The 1,479-nt window shown below is 27.0% G+C and carries 1 protein-coding gene; it reads left to right on the forward strand.

Annotated elements, in window-relative coordinates; all coding sequences use genetic code 11:
- The first annotated feature begins 47 nt into the window (after window positions 1-47).
- Window positions 48-1,414 (forward strand): IS3 family transposase gene (locus HMPREF1984_RS11095; protein ID WP_232219670.1). Its coding sequence is split into 2 segments (ribosomal slippage): window positions 48-558 and window positions 558-1,414, totalling 1,368 coding nucleotides; the frame shifts between segments, so codons are not numbered across the junction.
- Window positions 1,415-1,479 lie beyond the last annotated feature (65 nt).

Consider the following 1,479-nt stretch of genomic DNA (forward strand, 5'->3'; position numbering starts at 1 on the left):
TGTACTGCACCTCCAATCTTGTGTCCAAGATTTTAGGTGCAGTTTTTATGAGTAAATTAACAAGAAAAGATAAAATTGAAATATATGAAAGAAGAAAAAAAGGTGAAACTATTTCTTCATTAGCTAAATCTTTTAATGTTTACAAATCTACTATAAATTATTTAATTGCTTTAATTGAAAAACATGGATATGATATTCTAAGAAATGATAAAAATAAATATTATTCTAAAGAATTTAAATTGCAGACAATTAATAGAGTTTTAGTTAATTTTGAATCTGCTCGTTCTGTTGCAATAGATATCGGATTAATTTCTAGGGGAATTTTAGATAATTGGCTTTCAAAATTTAAAGAAAACGGGTATAATGTTATAGAAAAGAAAAGAGGAAGGAAACCTAAATCTATGACTAAACCTAAGAAAAGAAATGATAAAGCATTATCTGAAAAAGATAAGATTAAACAATTGGAAGATGAAATACTTTATCTTAAAGCTGAGAATGAATACTTAAAAAAATTGAGAGCTCTAGTTCAGGAAAGGGAGCTAAAAGAGAAGAAAAAGTAAGAGTAATAGCCGAACTTATAGCTAAATACCCTTTCAAAATGTTATTAAAAATTGCCGGAATATCAAAATCGGTATATTACTACTATATTAACAAAAAAGATATTGATGAGAAGAATAAAGAGATTATTGAAAAAATTAAAGAAATTTACTATGCGAATAAAGGAAGATACGGTTATCGTAGAATAACGTTGGAATTAAAGAATCAAGGATTCAATATTAATCATAAAAAGGTGCAGAGGATTATGAAGAAATTTAATTTACAGAGTATTATCCGTAAAAAGAGAAAATATTCTTCATACAAAGGTCAAATAGGAAAGATAGCTAATAACCATATCAAGAGAGATTTTGAAGCAACAGCTCCGAATCAGAAGTGGTTTACAGATGTAACAGAATTTAATCTAAGAGGGGAAAAGTTATACTTATCTCCAATATTGGATGCTTATGGAAGATATATAGTTTCATATGATATTTCGAGAAGTGCTAACTTGGATCAGATAAATCATATGTTAAATTTGGCATTTAAAGAAAATGAGAATTATGAGGATTTGATATTTCATAGTGATCAAGGCTGGCAGTATCAGCATAATTTATATCAGGAAAGGTTAAAAGAAAAGAAGATAACCCAAAGTATGTCAAGAAAAGGAAACAGTTTAGATAATGGATTAATGGAATGTTTCTTTGGAATATTAAAATCAGAAATGTTTTATGAACAAGAAGCAAAGTACAAAACATTAGAAGAATTGAAAGAAGCAATAGAAGATTATATATATTATTACAATAACAAAAGAATAAAGGAAAAATTAAAAGGATTAACTCCTGCTTCTTACAGAAATCAATCCTTATTAGCTAGTTAAATTAATTTGTCCAACTTTTTGGGGTCAGTACATGTCCTTTTGCATTAAAATGTAAAAATACATCT

The sequence above is a fragment of the Leptotrichia sp. oral taxon 215 str. W9775 genome (assembly GCF_000469505.1).
Classification (GTDB): Bacteria; Fusobacteriota; Fusobacteriia; order Fusobacteriales; family Leptotrichiaceae; genus Leptotrichia_A.